Annotated in this window: 11 protein-coding genes; 3 read left to right on the plus strand and 8 right to left on the minus strand. The window is 63.0% G+C overall.

Annotation, left to right across the window (positions count from 1 at the left end):
- Position 1: 1 nt before the first annotated feature.
- Complete coding sequence (locus ESZ00_RS16980) at positions 2-1801, minus strand: CRTAC1 family protein (protein ID WP_129209521.1); 1800 nt, start codon at positions 1799-1801, stop codon at positions 2-4.
- Positions 1798-5286, minus strand: a complete 3489-nt coding sequence (locus tag ESZ00_RS16985; RefSeq protein WP_129209523.1) for a CRTAC1 family protein — start codon at positions 5284-5286, stop codon at positions 1798-1800. Before ESZ00_RS16985 ends, ESZ00_RS16980 begins: the two co-directional genes overlap by 4 nt.
- A gap of 344 nt (positions 5287-5630) precedes the next feature.
- On the opposite strand from ESZ00_RS16985, the gene ESZ00_RS16990 reads away from it, so the two are divergent.
- On the plus strand, positions 5631-6266 hold the full coding sequence (locus ESZ00_RS16990) for a hypothetical protein (protein ID WP_129209524.1): 636 nt from the start codon (positions 5631-5633) through the stop codon (positions 6264-6266).
- 190 nt (positions 6267-6456) lie between these two features.
- Here ESZ00_RS16990 and ESZ00_RS16995 read toward each other — a convergent pair whose 3' ends face one another.
- Positions 6457-6990 carry a BTB/POZ domain-containing protein gene (locus ESZ00_RS16995; protein ID WP_164981577.1) on the minus strand — a complete coding sequence of 178 codons (534 nt, stop codon included), beginning with the start codon at positions 6988-6990 and terminating at the stop codon, positions 6457-6459.
- Between the two features lie 361 nt (positions 6991-7351).
- Between ESZ00_RS16995 and ESZ00_RS17000 the strand changes: the two genes are divergently transcribed.
- The gene (locus tag ESZ00_RS17000; protein WP_129209528.1) at positions 7352-8056 is read left to right on the plus strand and encodes a CPBP family glutamic-type intramembrane protease; all 705 of its coding nucleotides are present in this window, start codon (positions 7352-7354) and stop codon (positions 8054-8056) included.
- A gap of 353 nt (positions 8057-8409) precedes the next feature.
- Here the strand turns inward: ESZ00_RS17000 and ESZ00_RS17005 are convergent, their stop codons facing one another.
- The 5 genes from ESZ00_RS17005 to ESZ00_RS17025 form a co-directional block, all read right to left on the minus strand.
- The gene (locus ESZ00_RS17005) at positions 8410-9303 is read right to left on the minus strand and encodes a CPBP family glutamic-type intramembrane protease (RefSeq protein WP_129209530.1); all 894 of its coding nucleotides are present in this window, start codon (positions 9301-9303) and stop codon (positions 8410-8412) included.
- A gap of 108 nt (positions 9304-9411) precedes the next feature.
- The gene (locus tag ESZ00_RS17010) at positions 9412-9969 is read right to left on the minus strand and encodes a sugar O-acetyltransferase (RefSeq protein ID WP_129209532.1); all 558 of its coding nucleotides are present in this window, start codon (positions 9967-9969) and stop codon (positions 9412-9414) included.
- A 432-nt stretch (positions 9970-10401) separates the two neighbouring features.
- Positions 10402-11409, minus strand: a complete 1008-nt coding sequence (locus ESZ00_RS17015) for a DUF5715 family protein (RefSeq protein ID WP_129209534.1) — start codon at positions 11407-11409, stop codon at positions 10402-10404.
- 133 nt (positions 11410-11542) lie between these two features.
- Positions 11543-12391 carry a TIGR03435 family protein gene (locus ESZ00_RS17020; RefSeq protein WP_164981578.1) on the minus strand — a complete coding sequence of 283 codons (849 nt, stop codon included), beginning with the start codon at positions 12389-12391 and terminating at the stop codon, positions 11543-11545.
- A 109-nt stretch (positions 12392-12500) separates the two neighbouring features.
- Entirely contained in the window at positions 12501-14189 is a 1689-nt protein-coding gene (locus ESZ00_RS17025) for an ArnT family glycosyltransferase (RefSeq protein WP_129209537.1), read from the minus strand.
- A 532-nt stretch (positions 14190-14721) separates the two neighbouring features.
- On the opposite strand from ESZ00_RS17025, the gene ESZ00_RS17030 reads away from it, so the two are divergent.
- Positions 14722-15150: an OsmC family protein gene (locus ESZ00_RS17030; RefSeq protein ID WP_129209539.1), complete on the plus strand. Its 429-nt coding sequence runs from the start codon at positions 14722-14724 to the stop codon at positions 15148-15150.
- The last annotated feature ends 31 nt before the right edge of the window (positions 15151-15181 follow it).

A 15181-nucleotide genomic window follows, 5' to 3' on the forward strand; every position in this document is an offset into this window, starting at 1 on the left:
CTCACAGCTCAGGCTCCTTGATCTCATACAGTTTGTCCGGCGTCAGATTTTCGAGCGTCTGCACCTTGCCGGAAGGCCAGCGAATTTCAGCTTTCTCAATCTTCGCGTCTTTACCGAGACCAAAGTGTATGCGCCGGTCATTCTCCGCAGCAAAGCCGCATCCGCCCGAGATTTGCTGAATCTGCCGCTGTCCATTCCAGTACAGTTCCACCTCGGCGCCGATCGCCGAACGGTTGCTCTTCGTACCTTCGAGCGCGAACTCAATCCATTTGTTCCCCGGCGCGACGGTGTTTTTATAAATCAGCACCGGTCCGCGCTCATTCGCCACCAGCACATCGAGCACCCCGCGATTCCACAGGTCCGCCACTGCTACGGCGCGGCCATCATAAGTATCGGTCACGCCCACAGCACGCGCCACATCCTCGAACTTGCCCGCACCATCGCTGATCCACACCTTCTTCTGCTGATAGCCCGAGAGGCTGCGTCCCTGCATGGCCGGCCAGTTCTTCGCGTCCTCGATAATCGAGCGGTTCCCGCCCGCTACCTTGGCAAAGTCGTACCAGTAGCTCTTCCCGTGATCGAGCGAAACGTTGCCGTTGGTCAGATAGAGGTCGAGATTGCCATCGTTATTCAGATCCGCGAACTGTGCACCGAAGCTCCATCCGCCCAGCTCCACGCCAAGATCGCGCGCGAGATTTTCATACTGAATCCCGTCGCCCGAGGTGCCGTCCTTCGGCGTCCACAGATTATTGCCCTGGATCAGGTATCCCTCTTCGGAGATATTCGAGACATAGACCGAATACTTACCCTGGTTAAATATGTCCCCAAAAGCCACATCCATGCCGCTCTTCGGTGCGAAGCCGATGCCCGTCTGCCTGCCCACTTCACGGAACCGCTTGCCGTCGTAGAAGTAAAGCTCCGAAACCCCGTAATCGTTGGCGATAAACAGGTCCTGGTGCCCATTGCCCAGCAGGTCCGCCGCGCCTGAGGCCAGCGCCCACCGCCGGCTATCGATGCCGAGCTGCTGGCTCACCTCTTCGAACTTCCCCTTGCCTAGATTGTGGAAGAGATACTTTCGTCCGCCGTTCGATGCGTACTCGAAGCTGTCCGGCATCATCTTCGTCGTCTTCAGGTGCCACAGGTCGACATCTTCGTTGTAGTAGCCACCGACAAAGAGATCGAGTTTTCCATCGCCGTCATAGTCGAACCACACCGCCGTATTCGCGTTGATCCACGGCGGCAGCCCGGCCTGCTCGCTCACGCGCGTAAAGCCCTTGCCGTGGTCGTTGTGGAAGAGCTCCGGCCGTCCCCACTTGATGAGATAAAGATCCTCATAGCCGTCGTTGTCGTAATCACCCCACACCGCGCCCATCGAAACGCCGGTGCCCGGCTGGTTCACATCCGCGATGCCCAGTTCCGGCGCGACATCCGTAAATGTGCCATCGTGATTGTTACGATATAAGGCGTTCTTACTTCCCTCGCGGCTGTTGGTCACGTAGAAGTCCGGCCAGCCATCGCGGTTGTAGTCCACCACCGTCACCGACGCGCCCATCGAAGCCACATCCGGCATGATGTGCGCGAGCTTCGGATCGAGGGTCGGTCCCTCGTTCACAAAGTGCACCCCCGCCCGCTGCGAAACTTCGGTGAGATAGAAGCCGTAGCGCTCGAGCGCCGCGGCCTGGCTTATCCGCATGGCCTCCGCGCGCCGCCGCGCTGAAATTCGCTTCACCACCAGCGGCGTCACAATCAGGCCGACAAAGATCACTGCCAGCACAAGGCGGGCAACAGGACCGCGTTTCATCGTGCGTCCGAACTCCTCAATGCGTTCACAAATCCCTCCGGCGAAACATACCGCGTCTGGTAGGTCTGCCAGTCTTCCGGATGGTGCCGGTACACCCACTCGTCTTCGAGCCTTCCCGGCGCCGTGTCATACACCGTGCGCTGGTGATACGGCAGCGGCTGGACCGTAGCGGAGTAGGTTGAGTTGTAGTCTCCGTCCTTCACCCAGCCGTCGCCTGCGATGATGAAGTCCCGCACCCAACCCGCAGGCGGCGCCGCGGGAGCAGCAAAGCGTAAGCTCATCTCGTCTCCCGCGTTCATGATCACGTAGCGATCGTCGGTCTTGGCCAGCAGCTCGCGCACATCGCCATAGCGCGTGTAGTAGCCGCTCAGGTCGCGCCAGATCTGCGTCGTTGCCATCAGCTTGTTGTACTCCGGAATCTCCGGCGACGAATCGTTGGCCTGATCGATCATCGAGTAGCCACGATAATGCAGATCGGCGGAAGTGACAGTGAGCGGCGTCACACGTACCTGCGCATCCGGCGCGCCCTTCGCCCACTCGATCTGATCCCAGTAGATTTCGAGATTCGTGCGCAGCCGCACCTGATGCGGCGCACCCGGAAGAAACACGCCCGTCAGATCGATGAGGCAGGTCTTCTTTCTTCCTGCCGGAAAGCCGAGGTTGGCCTTCGCCACATGCCAGTGCCCATCGCGATCCACGACCTCAAGGCTCAGGGGCTTCGGCGCCGGATGCGCGCCCTGTTCCATCGCCACGTTCACCGAAGAGTCCGAGGGATGCAGCCATCCGCTCGCGATCAGATACAGCGGGCCGGATGCGGGCACATCCTTCCCCAAATCAAGCTCCACATAGTGATCGCGCGTCACGCCCTGATACTGTCCGCGCCCGAAGGTATCGAGATACTGCCCATCGCGCGCGCGCAGTGTCGCCGTCACGTCATGGCCAAGATCGTCCGTCGCCCGCGCAATCGGCTGCGGCTCGGCCGTCGCCGTCACCGCAGGCTTCACTGCGGGGACGACAAACATTTCACCTGTGAAGATTTCCGTCCCCGCCGGATGATCCACCGCCATCAGCTTCAGATGATCGTAGTAATACGTCTCCCACAGCTCGCCGGTGATGCGAAGATCGTAATAAGCGTCGCGCGGCGTTGGATAGCCATCCCGCAGAGCAAGCTGATCGCCGCGAATCTTGTACCACTCCTCGGTAGCCGCAATCGCCGCCGTGCCCACGCCGTCAATCCGCAGCCCCAGCGCCGATCCCCACGGCACCGTATCTTCCACGAACTTCATCTCCTTGCCGTCCCACGCAAACAGGAACGGGCACGAGCCCTTCAGCCGCTGCTCGGTCAACACCTGCTGATCGGCCTTGAGCGCGAACTCCGCGCGCACGCTGCCGTTCGGCCAGATGATCCGCGCCACCTCCGACTGTGTATGCGCGCCGAGGCCGAAGTGCAGCTGCGGACCGGCGATCACCTGCCTCTGCGTCAGCAACGCGGAACGAATCTCAATCTCACCGCCGATGCCGAATGAATTGATGCGCTGATCGCCGGTCGCCGTGCGCGCGCGCGGCCGCACCGTCTGCCAGTGATAGCCCTTCGTCCCCTGCGCCACCAGCGCCGCCGCATGACCATCCGCCGTCAGCCCCAGCAACGCCATGCGCCCATCGGCTTTCAGGTCGGCGATGCCGAAGACCTTCGCCAGTCCCTGCGGCTGCGGCGCCGGCAGATAGTGACCATGTTCATCACCCAGCCAGATGCGCGCACCGGCAGCATGGCCGCCCACAGGCGCCAGCACCGATGTCAGCACCAGGTCCACCGCGCCGTTGTTGTCGATATCCGACGCATACAGCCGCACCGAACCTGATCCAGGTCCGGCAAACAGCGCCGCCGCATCCGGCACCGTCGCCAGCGTCGCCGTCGTCCACTGCGGATGCGCGCTGGCATCGGCATCCGATGCCGCGAGCCGCACCAGCTTTCCATCCGGCGTAGCGGCAATCAGAGAAAGCCATCCGCCCACATCCGCCACCGTGACGGCCTTCGCCTCATCGATCGGCACAGCGGTCTCGGCAAAAGCGCCCAGCCGCTGATTGATGAACACGTGCAGCTTTCCGGCCGCATCGATCATCGCCGCATCCGGCAGGCCATCGCCGTTCAGGTCGGCCCACACAAATTGCGTCAGCCCGTTCACGCCCGCAAAGGGATGCAGCACAGCAAAGCTCCCATCCCCGTTATTGCGCAGCACCGTCACCGGCCCCGCAGCCGCGCCCAGCACTATATCCAGATCGCCGTCCGCCTCGATATCCGCGGCCCACGCGCCGGTATAAGCGCCGCGCAGCACGGCCTCGGGCAGCTTCGTCGCCGCGGTCACGTCTGTAAATTGCGCGGGCGTGTCCTGCCGGAAGAAGCGGATGCCGGCTGCGCCGGTGAGCACCAGGTCCGTCTTGAAGTCGTAATTGAAATCCACCGGCAGCACGCTCTCCGGCATGAGCGCGGCCACCGTATCTCCCTTACCGGAGCCGGGAAACGCCATCCGCGCGCCCGAACTCAGCGTCAACTCCTGCGGTGTCGCCGTGGCTGTCACCGGAGCGCCCTCGCCGGTCAGCGAAATCGCCCCGGCCCACGCTGCCGCATCCCCGCTCAACGGCTGTGCCTGCCACTGCATCGCCATATCGGCCGGCGCAGGCTCCGAGCCCGGTGCCGCCATCTTCAACGGATGCGTCATCGGCTGCGCCTCTTCACCCGCCGCCGGTTTCAGCTCGGCCAGGTCCTCGCGCACCGACGGCACCTGCATCAGCACATTGCGCAGAAAGAGCGTGCGCCGCGCCGCCGGACGCACATCCGTCTCCAGGGCTGCCGCCTGCAAGGCCTTCAGCTGTGCCTGCGCATCCGCCGGCCATTCTGCCGACTGGCCAGCCACGTCTTTCACCATCGCCTGCAGCAGCCGCGCATTGCCTGCCTTTGCCGCCACGCGCGCCAGGTCCAGCTCCGCAATCACATTGCGGGGATAAACGCTGCGAATCTGCTGCAGAATCTGCTGATACTGGCCGTCGCTTCCCGGATTCCCCTGCCGTTCTACCTCTTCGGCCAGCGCATAGCCCACGCGCACGTTCTTCGGATTCAATCCCGATGCGATCCCCAGGTTCGTAATCGCCGCCTGCGTGTTGCCGCGCTCACTCTCGAGCACACCCAGCAAGTAATAAACCTGGTCATTATGCGGCTCGAGCTTCGCGGCGCGGTTCAACCGCTCCGCCGCCATGTCGAAATTTCTCTGCCTTAACGCCAGGATGCCCCAGTTCACCCACACCGCGGGCTCGCCCGGAGCCACCTGCGTTGCGTCTGCCAGCGCGCTCTCCGCACGCACGTCGTCGCCCACCTGCAGCGCAGCCAGCCCTACATAGAAGTCCGACACCGCACGGCTATAGGCATCGCTGCCCGGCGACGGCACATGCTCCGAGGAATGGCAGCCGGCCATGCTCAAAACCGCACCCAAAGCCGCTCCGCAGGCCAGCGCCACAGCAGGCCGCGAGGAAAACGCCTGGACCGAAGAAAAGCGGGACAGAGAACGAGACAGAAAAAAAGAAGAAAGACCGGGCATGCGCATCCAGTCATCCATTGTGGAGCCTGCCGCAAACCTCCGGCAATCTCTCTCCACATCTTCGTGCCCGGATACCCCCACCACCGCTGTGCCTTCTTTCCGCTCCGCCACTATAAGGAGCGCACACAGTCACGGTCTTCCAACCATGGAACGAGATATGACTCCATCAAAAGGAGTAGAGGACTGCGCTTCCTGGCAGCTTGCGGCTCCGCATCCAAATTTTCATGGAGATTTCAGAGATGTCATGGAAACGGGCCCTTTGCCTTACCGCCTGCAGTCTTCTTTTCCTCGGAGCAGGCTGCCGCAAGACCAACCTTGTCGATAAAACTGCCTTTGAATCGGCGATCAACCACTCCTACAGCAGCTTTCCGCGCTGCGTCTGGTCCAGCTCCGTCAAGCTCCCGGCCCAGGCCGATACCTCCAACGATGAGCAGACCAGGGGCTTTGACGCCCTTACCGATGCCGGCCTCCTCCAGCGCAGCTCGCAGGAGAAAAAGCGGTTCCTCATCGGCTCCAAGCAGGTCAATAACTATGACCTCACCGAGAAAGGCCGCTCCGTCTGGACCGCCGATCCATCCCAGCCCGGCTATGGCAACTTCTGCTATGGCCATCTCGCCGTGAAGTCCATCGATGCCTACACGCCCAGCGACAACCCCGACGCAACGCAATACACCGTGAACTACCACTCCGACGTGACCGGACTCGCCGACTGGGCCAAATCCACCGAAATGTCCACGGCTTTCCCCAAGATCGCCACCGACACCTCCGGCCAGCAGACCGCAACGGCGACCCTGACCAAAGGCAGTGACGGCTGGCAGGTCAGCAATATGAATCCGCCTGCCGCCAGCGCTCCGGCGAACAATCTGTCGCAATAACCGCGAATCATAAAAAAAGCCGGGCCCGAAGGCCCGGCGCTCTTTCATCGTCTTTCATAGGAAAACCGGCACTTCCAGCAGAAACCGGGTGCCCCACGTCTCGAGGTTGAGACGTGGGTTTGGCTTGCATCAGCCCCGATCGCGACCAAAGGAAGCGGAGGCCGAAGGCAAAAGGCCTGGACGGCCAGTCCTAGCGCTTCCAGCGGAAGCCGTTGAAGGTGAAGCCTGCCTTGGCCATGAGGTTCCCGCTCCAGTCGCCGTCAGTCTGCTTCGAGGCCACGTACTCGGCCGGAATCAGCTGAAAGCTCACCGACTTCGAGATCCTGGTGTTGAAGCCGATGCCACCAGCGGCCGAGGCCATCCAGTTGATATAGTTGTCGCGCGAGTCGCGCACCGCGCCGCCCTCCGTGAAGACGAACGGCTGCACATGGTGCATCGTCGCAAAGGTCCACTCCGGACCGCCCAGGAAGGCGCGGACATTCTCCCCTGCATGCGCGTGGTAGTTCCCCAGGTCGTCGAACTCGCCAATCGCACTCAGGTGCCTGGTGAAGTAGTACTGCGGCATCGCGTACCACCCGAGGGTGTAGGTATTCGCCACTCCGGGAGTATTCAGCAGATCGGTCTGCAGATAGCTGAAGCCTGCCGAAAAAGCCACAGCGGGAACCGGGGCCTCCAGCACCTGCTGTGGCCGTGGCGCCGGCGGGTCCTGTGCCGCGGCGGTCATCGCCGAGCTCAAGGTAGAACTCGAGCTCGCATCCTCCGCTGTACTGGAATCTGCATGCTGCGCCTGGGCTGAAACGGCAAAACAAGCTGCAATGGCTGCAGCCGAAAACATTTTAAGAAACATAAATACCAGTCCTGTGGGCCTCGCTTTCGTGCTGCGAAACTCAATATGAATTCACGTCCTGTTCATAGAGATTGGTATCGCTCTCCTCCGGTTGGCAGCCTTTCCACGCAGGAACCCACCCTGAGTCCTGCGGACGATTTTTCCGCTACCCGATCCGGCGGCGCTGCGTCGATCCCGCAAGCAATACAACGTCAAAGACTTGCCAGACACGGAGCGGCGGAACTCCGTCTGAACCTGTATGGAGCCTGCTGTCCAGCCCGGCTCATCGCGCATGCGGGACATCCTCGAGCTCGCCTGCGGATATCTCCTGATCCTTGCCGTGCTCTGGACGGATGATCCCTGGCAGCGCGTCTTCTACTGGATCGCTCTCGCCGTGATCGCCGTCCTCACGCTGGCCCGGCGCGCCTCATTGCGCGCGCTCGGCCTGACCCGCGCCGGAGTCCTCCGCTCGCTCTGGATTCCGGCGCTCGCGCTCGGCCTTGCGCTCGTGGCCGGAGTCGCCGCCGCGTACCTGCACACCCTGCATCGCCACATCGGCCACATGCTGCTGGATTTCCGCTTCGCCGGATACCTGCTCTGGGCCTTCGTCCAGCAGTTCCTCCTGCAGAACTACTTCCTCGCCCGCCTGCGCCGCATCGTTCCGGCGAGATATGCCGCCGCGCCCGCGGTACTCGCCGCGCTGCTCTTCGCCCTCGCGCACCTGCCCAACCCGCTGCTCACCACGCTCACGCTCGCCTGGGGATGGGTCTCCTGCATCCTCTTCCTGCGCTATCGCAACCTCTACACGCTGGGCCTGGCCCACGCTATCCTCGGCATCACCATCGCCCTCACCGTGCCCAACCATGTGCATCACCACATGCGCGCCGGATTAGGCTACCTGCACTACCATCCACACCGGCCAGCACCGCACGGGCACGAAACCGCAGCAAGAAATCAAAGGTAAGTTCGCAGAATGCAAGAAGGATTCACCACAGAAGACACAGAGAGCACAGAGGGTTCCGTACCCTGACAAATATCCCTTTTCAGCGCAAAGACGCAAAGATCGCAAAGGATTTTCAGAAAAGACAAATCAAGGGTGCCCCATGTCTCGATTCTGAGACATGGGTTCGCAGGAGAAACGCGTCACGAAGGGTTGTACCGTCCCACCCAAGCGGAGCTTGGATGGGGCACCCGTTTCCGGTCCACCCCACAGTTCCCAAAGCGCGACCGAAGGGAGCGGGGGCCGAAGGGAGCGGGGGCCGATTGTGCTTCGCCCTGCGCGCAGCAGCGCGAAGCACAATCGCCGGACGCGCAGTCCTAGCGGAGCAGGAGACCCCAGAGCGTGTCTACGGTGGCGTGCGTGATGGCCGAAGCGTCGATCCGCCGCTTCTCCCGCCACGCCCGCCCATAGAAGATGCCGGCCAGCGCCGCCAGCAGCACATACCGCCAGTTGAAGAAGTGGGTTCGCTTGTTGAAGTGCGAGAGCCCGAAGAGCATCGCCGTCACCGCCAGCGCGCCACGCCGCCCGATCCGCCGCTCCAGCAGGTTCTGCATCCAGCCGCGAAAGAAGATCTCCTCCGGCAGCGCGATCAGCACGAAGGTGAAGAGCCACATCGGCACCGCCATCCACGGATGCTTCGGTGGCCAGTGCACGTGCAGAAATCCGAGCCATAGCCCCAGCGGAATCGCCATCGGCGCATAGAAGCACCACTCTCTGAGGCCGGTCTTCCAGTCGCTCCCGCGCAGACGCAGGTCGAAACCCACGCCGGAGAGCCCGCGCACCACCAGAAAGCCGTACAGCCCCGCATCCAGCAATAGAACTTTTCCGAATGCTGCAAGCCCCGAGGGCCACGCCGGCTCCAGCCAGCGCAGATCGACGGCCAGCCCCAGCCCGAGCAGCACCACGAACTCCAGCCAATGGCCGGTCTGCTCCGGATCGCGCCGCGCTACCCATGCAAGACAGCACGCCACCAGCACCGGAGCGCACAGGTACACCCCGCACCCATACCAGCGGAAGGAGTCCGCCGGTACAGCCACCAGGAGATAAGGGATCACCAGCAGCGCAGGCAACAGAAGACGCAGCAGCGCAGGCTGCAGCCGCGCGCGCAATCCGGCACAGCCCTGCTCGCCCACAAAACCCAGCCAGAAGAGCGGAGCCAGCGCCAGCAACGCTGCGCTCAGAACAGAAGGATGCAGCCAGGGACTCGTCACGCCCCAATCCTATCGGCACGGCAGCCAGCGCAACCGCTGACCCTCTCGTCCCGTGATCGTTTCATCCGGTGACCGTCTCTTTCCGCCCATCGCCAGACCGTAAAAGCTTCAGTCGCCGATCGAACGGATGACTCTCGCCGGATTTCCTCCAACCAGGGTATTGGGAGGAACGTCCCTGGTCACGACCGCACCCGCCGCCACAACCGAGTTCTCGCCTACGGTGACGCCGCCGAGGATGATCGCGCCGGCTGCGATCCATACGTTTTTCCCGATCGCAACCGGCTGCGCAATCACAGCGGCGCGCCGCTGCGCAGGCTCCACGGGATGGCCCGCGGTCAGAATGCTTACATTGGGACCGATCATCACGTCATCGGCAATATCGATCCCGCCCAGGTCATACATGGTGCAATTCTGATTGATGAAGACATTGCGCCCGACGCGGATATGCTCACCGCCGGTGGTGTAGAACGGCGGAATCAGCGAAAAACTCTCATCCACCGTGCAGCCGATGAGTTCGCTGAACACGGCCCGGATCTGCTCCGCATCGTCGAAGGTCAGCCGGTTCAACACCGGGGTAATGGCCATGGCCCGCTTGACGCTGGCCACCATGGCCGCCGATTCCGGCGTGCGCCTGGGAATCACCTTGATACCGTTGTCCTGCGTCATGCCCGTTGCTTTCTCCTCAAACGAAGATACGACGGTGGCCCATGCAAGCCCGAAGTTGGCTTGCGTGGGGAAGAACAAAGGCGATTCACCACAGAGGACACAGAGAGCACAGAGGGTTCCGTACCCTGGCCAATATCCCTTTTCAGCGCAAAGACGCAAAGATCGCAAAGAATTTTCAGAAAAGACAAATCAAGGGTGCCCCATGTCTCGATTCTGAGACATGGGTTCGCAGGAGAAACGCGTCACGAAGGGTTGTACCGTCCCACCCAAGCGGAGCTTGGATGGGACACCCGTTTCCGGTCCACCCCACAGTTCCCAAATCGCGACCAAAGGGAGCGGGGGCCGAAGGCAAAAAGCCGCGCGGGTAGCGCCGCGACCAAAGGGAGCGGAGGCCGAAGGCCGCTTCGCCCTGCGCGCAGCAGCGCGAAGCGGCTACTTTACGCGCTCGGCCAGCACTGCCGCCGGCACCAGGCTCGGCCGGCCGGCCGACTCATACGACTTGTAGACCGTGATGTGGAAGCACGACTGGTAGAACTCCTCCTCCACATCGATCTTCCCTGCCTCTTCGAGCGGATACAGGTAGGCCCGCATCCACGAGACCTCCGAGGTCGAAAGCCCCTTCTTGGCAATGTCGATGGTCGCGCCCGTCAGATGCGGCGAAGCAATGTCTCCATCCGCCGGCGCCGCGTTGCCGTTCACCTCCATCAGGTGCCGCTGATACTCCACCGTGCGCACTGCCGAGTTCACCTGCAGGCTGCGATGGAAACGCGCCGCATGCGCCCGCGCCAGATCGGTAAGAAATCGCGCCGTCCAGGGACGGCAGTAGCGGCGATTCTCCGGCAGTCCCTCGTTGATGCGCAGGTTCATGCTCACCGGTACGGCCACCAGCGCACGATCGGCCAGCAGCTGGTCCAGCTCGGCATCGTCCTCGATGCGTGTCAGCCCGTCGGCCTGGGTGCGCTCGTTCTGCCGCACCAGCGAGGCACGCGAGCCGACCAGCGCGGGCAGAATCGCCCAATGATCCAGCGGCGCCGCCGGAATCATGGCATCGGCGACCTCGGTCTTGGCCGGAACCATCCGTGCCGGCCGCCGATGGGCGGCAATCAGCGCGGCACGACGACGCGCCCTGCGCCCCAGCCGGCCGCTTACCGGCTCAGCAACAGGCTCGGCCACGGCCGCGTGCGAACCACGGTGCCGCGCCGCAGGAGCAGTCGAAGCCGCTTGCTCGCTCGCGCTTGCGGTCTTATGCGCAGCCCTGTTCTTCGTCATTCTGGATTTCGTCGTTCCGGCTGTCGCCTTCACCGGGGCGGAGGCGGCCGTCTTCCGGGCATGGGAAGACCGCCCGTGGGCCGTGCCCTTACGCGCCGTGGTGGCAAAAACAGGGATGGTGAGTCCGCTGCACAGCAACAGGATCAGCGAGACCCGGCAGAAAAACCGCATGAGGCAATACCGCAAGAAGGCTCGCGGCGAATCGATCAGAGCATCCTCAGGCTATCGAAGCCCGGCGGCCCCGCAAAGTAGCCATCCGGGTTCCTCCCCCGAAAGTGGGACTGGCCCGGACCTGATCCAACGGTCAGAACCTGCCGGAAACCTGTGTTCCATCCTCGAGCTGCGGCATATGAGCCTGATCCACGACGAGCACGGCCAGCGGCCGCATCTCGTGCTTCACCCTCACACCGAAGGCCTCGTAGAGCGCCTGTTCGAAGGTCTTTGCGTCCGGATCATCACTCGTTTCTCCCGGCGGCGTCCACTTCAGATCGAAGTCGTAGGAGCCCTGGAGACCTGTGTCATCCTCCACCTTCTCCTGCAGAGCCCATCCCGCTTCGTGGACGACTACCTGAAAGGAAACACCCTTGCCGGTCACGGAGCCATGGCCTTCCCGCCATCTGCCATCCTTGACCGCCAGCGTGGAGACCGGCGGGGCAGCGTGCTTCGGATCGCGGTAGAGAACGGCAGTCTTGTGCTCTCCAACCCGGCAATGCAGCCGCACGCCGAACTGATCCGCAAGCAGCGTCTGCAGACGTTTGGCCTCGTTGGGATCGACCCTGGGAACCGGTCCACCGCCGGGAGCAGCCAGCGTCTTTGCCCGGATATCGAACCGCTTCTGCCGCAGCCCCGGCGGAATGCCTTCGACCTGGTAGGAATCGACGCCGTAAGCCTCCTCGATCAAGGTGGAGAGCGTCACTCCCTCCACCTCCCACTTGCCATAGTCATTGGCCTTGAACAGCACCCGGTCCCGCGAAGGATCGCCGGGCCGGATCACTGCCACGTCAAAGGCCAACGTATTGTCAGGGGTCAGAGAAAACGCGCCGCAGGGGCCGGAACCCTGAGCGACCGCCGAAGCTTGCGCCCATGAGGATGCCGCGCAGCAGAGAAGAAATACAAAAATGGCGGAAAGAACACGAGAGCCGGAAGTCCGCATGGCACACTTCCGATCTTCGGCAGGCGGGAACCTGAGTGGACGCATGTTGTACCGACGCATGCCTCTCTTTCCGCGCTCCCGGCTATACCCTGTCCCCCGCACCGTCGCTTTACTTTCCTGCATTCTCCTCGCGTTCCATCGCCAGGTCGAAGGTCTGGCGCTTCGGCGGCAGGGGGTGCAGCTTATAGAGGATCAGCCGGTTGCGGTCCGGATCGTCGAAGGCCGCGAACGACGCCACCTGCTCGAGCGAATACTGCGTGCTCAGGTCCTGCAGCGTTCCCGGATCGATCTCGTTCCACGCCGCATACCATCCCGGCCGGTAGGCATGGATGCGCATCGGCAGATCATACGTTCCATAGTCGTCGCAGATCGCCGGAAGATGCGTGATCAGCGTAATGTCATCGCCGGAGATCGAGAGCAGCAGCCGGTTCCCGTTCGGGTGCGCGTTGATATACGCCGTCACCCCTTCGGCCGCATGCAGAAAGGTGTATTGCGGATGCCGCGCCCAGCCGGCAATCTGCCACGCCTCGCAGGCAGAGCCCGTCACGAGGGTAAGCATCGCCACCGCAACCAGTCCGCGCCGCAGCACCGCCGAACGCTCCAGGTCAGGGAAAGAAGCGGGCGCCCCATCCAGGCCCGGTGTTGGCTTGGGTGGGATGGCACGAACCCACGTGCGCGAAGCAGCTAACGCTGCGACGGCCAGTCCCGCAAGCATCGCCAGAGGAAAGGCGATCACCTGGTAGTAGCGCGGCTGCATGTTGTTATGCCAGCCGATGAAGAAGAGGTATCCGGCTACGGCCAGCCACGCGGCCTGCACTAGCCGGCTGCGCCAAAAGCCGCGCGCCAGGACCGCCGTCGCCACAGCCAGCACCAGCAGCAGCACGCACAGCCAGCTGCTGATCCACAGCGCGCCATGCACCGCATACCAGAAGGCCGCCACCCAGCCCAGCACCGAGTGCGGCTGCTCCCACTGGTTGGCCGCAAACAGATAGTGATAGTCGTAGCTGTAGCGCGGCTTCACGAACAGCCCGTAATAGAGCGCCCACGGCACAGCCGCCGCCACGCCCACCATCGCCGTCCTCCGCGCGCTGTCCTTCAGCCGCCCGTCCCACAGCAGCCACACCACCGAGGGCACCAGGAAGATCGCCGTCGTCTTGGTCAGGATCATCAGGCACAGTGCAAAACCCATGCCTACCGCGCATACCGCCTGCGCGGCGATACTCTCTGCCCGCCGCAGCGCCAGCCCCAGCCACCATGCCAGCAGCAGAAACAGCACCAGCAGCGGCTCAAGGATCGCCAGCCGGCTAAAGGCATAGAGAAACGCGCTCGAGGCCAGCACCGTCACCGCCAGCATGGCTGAGGCAGAGGAGATCGGCCGCGCCACACCCCATGTGCGCGTTTCCGCACGCACCAGCGCATAGACCAGCCACAGGTTCCCGGCAAAGGCCGCCAGCACGATCAGCCGCGCCGCCACCAGGCTTACGCCCGTAAAGCGGAAGACCCCCCACTCCAGCACCGGCAGCACCGGCAGCGCCACGCTGGGATTGAAGTCTCCATGCACATACCAGTGCCCCAGCACCGCGTGCTCGATCGCAGCCTTCCCGTACCAGCCCTCATCGGTGTACTTGGCGTAATCCATCCAGGGCGAGAAGTTCGGGAAATCCGCCCGCAGGTGCACGGCATGCAGGGCGAGCAGTGCCGCCACGGCCGCCAGCCACAGCCCCCAGATCAGCGTGGTCAGCCAGCTCCGCTCGATATGTTGCAACCAGTTCGGCTCAGCGTTTTTCTGCTCGATCAATCCGTAGCCCTTCCCGCCAGCACCGCATGAAATACACAACAGGAACCACCAGAACCTCGCGCTCCAGGCTGATCCGGACACGAGTCTTCCCGTCAAAAACCCTGCACACCATCAATGTTTCTTAAAAAATGAACGGCTACTGCTGCGAAGGCCCGGCCACAACGCCCGCTGGTGCCTCACCGGTCTTTCGCTCTGAGACGAATGACCCGGGCACAAAGCCTGCTTTGTCTATCATAACCGGCCCGCGGCTGCACCCAGCAGCGGGACTGGCCGTCCAGGCGATCCGCTTCGCGCGGCGCTCCCTATGGTCGCGATCCGGCATGGCTGGTTTCGCGACCAACGAGAGCGGAGGCCGGAGGCGATTCGACCCGGACCCTGGGTTTGTTTATGCTCTAAACGCGGCCTCAGGCCGTCTTCGGGCCGCGAAGCAAAACAGGTATGCAAGCGGGTTCCAGCATTTGCCCCGGTCCCCGCATCCAACTCACCGGCAATCACCCCAGAGCAGAACCCTCAAAAACGAAGGAGAGCAGTTATGGAGCGCACCGCGAGCGCCGTTTGGAACGGCGGACTGAAGGACGGAAAGGGCGTCATTTCGACGCAGAGCGGAGTCCTCAAGGAGACTCAGTATTCGTTCGGCACCCGTTTTGAGAACGGCATCGGCACCAATCCCGAAGAGCTCATCGCCGCCGCTCATGCCGGCTGCTTCACCATGGCCCTGAGCGCCCAGCTCGGCCAGGCCAACCTCACCCCCGAGTCGCTCGAAACCACCGCGCACGTCAAGTTCGAGAAGACCGACGCCGGTTTCACCATCACCCACATCACGCTCGTGACCCGCGCCAAGGTCCCCGGCGCCTCCGAGGCAGCCTTCGAGACCGCAGCCAGCAACGCCAAGGCCGGCTGCCCCATCTCGCGCCTCTTCCACGGCAACACCGAGATCACCCTCGACGCCCAGCTGGTCTAACTGCTGCGCGCAGGGCGATCCACCTTCGGCC

It is taken from the genome of Silvibacterium dinghuense, assembly GCF_004123295.1.
Classification (GTDB): domain Bacteria; phylum Acidobacteriota; class Terriglobia; order Terriglobales; family Acidobacteriaceae; genus Silvibacterium; species Silvibacterium dinghuense.

Excerpts from the sequence above, each read along its gene's own strand:
- ESZ00_RS16980 (WP_129209521.1), bottom strand. The coding sequence starts at position 1,801 with ATGAAACGCGGTCCTGTTGCCCGCCTTGTGCTGGCAGTGATCTTTGTC.
- ESZ00_RS16990 (WP_129209524.1), top strand. The coding sequence starts at position 5,631 with ATGTCATGGAAACGGGCCCTTTGCCTTACCGCCTGCAGTCTTCTTTTC.
- ESZ00_RS16995 (WP_164981577.1), bottom strand. The coding sequence starts at position 6,990 with ATGACCGCCGCGGCACAGGACCCGCCGGCGCCACGGCCACAGCAGGTG.
- ESZ00_RS17000 (WP_129209528.1), top strand. The coding sequence starts at position 7,352 with ATGGAGCCTGCTGTCCAGCCCGGCTCATCGCGCATGCGGGACATCCTC.
- ESZ00_RS17010 (WP_129209532.1), bottom strand. The coding sequence starts at position 9,969 with ATGACGCAGGACAACGGTATCAAGGTGATTCCCAGGCGCACGCCGGAA.
- ESZ00_RS17015 (WP_129209534.1), bottom strand. The coding sequence starts at position 11,409 with ATGCGGTTTTTCTGCCGGGTCTCGCTGATCCTGTTGCTGTGCAGCGGA.
- ESZ00_RS17020 (WP_164981578.1), bottom strand. The coding sequence starts at position 12,391 with ATGCGGACTTCCGGCTCTCGTGTTCTTTCCGCCATTTTTGTATTTCTT.
- ESZ00_RS17030 (WP_129209539.1), top strand. The coding sequence starts at position 14,722 with ATGGAGCGCACCGCGAGCGCCGTTTGGAACGGCGGACTGAAGGACGGA.